This is a genomic window from Streptococcus sp. 339, from assembly GCF_013277285.1.
Lineage (GTDB): Bacteria > Bacillota > Bacilli > Lactobacillales > Streptococcaceae > Streptococcus > Streptococcus pseudopneumoniae.
In genome coordinates, this window is the sequence record NZ_VMMR01000136.1 from 1 (window position 1) to 965 (window position 965).

Consider the following 965-nt stretch of genomic DNA (forward strand, 5'->3'; position numbering starts at 1 on the left):
AACCCCAATTATTCACCCCTAATCTAAAAACCCTCCAGAATCCTTGCCTTAGCTTAGATCCTGGATGGTTTCTTTTTTCACCCAATGGGTGTTTTTTACTAGACAAAAAAGAGTTTCCCCTTTATGGTATAAGTGTAGAAAAAAACACAAAAAGAAAGGAAACTCACATGAACAGTTTACCAAATCATCACTTCCAAAACAAGTCTTTTTACCAACTATCTTTCGATGGAGGTCATTTAACCCAGTATGGTGGTCTTATCTTTTTTCAGGAACTTTTTTCCCAGTTGAAACTAAAAGAGCGGATTTCTAAGTATTTAGTAACGAATGACCAACGCCGCTACTGTCGTTATTCGGATTCAGATATCCTTGTCCAGTTCCTCTTTCAACTGTTAACAGGCTATGGAACGGACTATGCTTGTAAAGAATTGTCAGCTGATGCCTACTTTCCAAAATTGTTGGAAGGAGGGCAGCTTGCTTCACAGCCAACCTTATCCCGTTTTCTTTCCAGAACTGACGAGGAAACAGTCCATAGTTTGCGATGCTTCAACCTTGAATTGGTCGAATTCTTTTTACAGTTTCACCAGCTAAACCAACTCATTGTAGATATCGATTCTACCCATTTCACAGCTTATGGCAAGCAAGAAGGTGTTGCTTATAACGCCCACTATCGTGCTCATGGCTATCATCCTCTTTATGCTTTCGAGGGGAAGACAGGTTATTGTTTCAATGCCCAGCTTCGTCCTGGTAATCGTTATTGTTCTGAAGAGGCAGACAGCTTTATCACACCTGTTTTAGAACGGTTTAATCAACTTCTCTTTCGAATGGATAGTGGCTTTGCGACCCCAAAATTATACGATTTAATTGAAAAAACAGGGCAATACTACCTCATAAAACTCAAGAAAAATACTGTTCTGAGCCGTCTTGGATCCCTTGCCCACAGGATGAGGACTTAACCATCTTGCCCC

General features: G+C 40.4%; 1 pseudogene. It reads left to right on the forward strand.

The window, feature by feature from the left end:
• Window positions 1–167: 167 nt before the first annotated feature.
• Window positions 168–965: pseudogene (locus tag HT736_RS11425) on the forward strand (IS1380 family transposase); the annotation flags it as partial.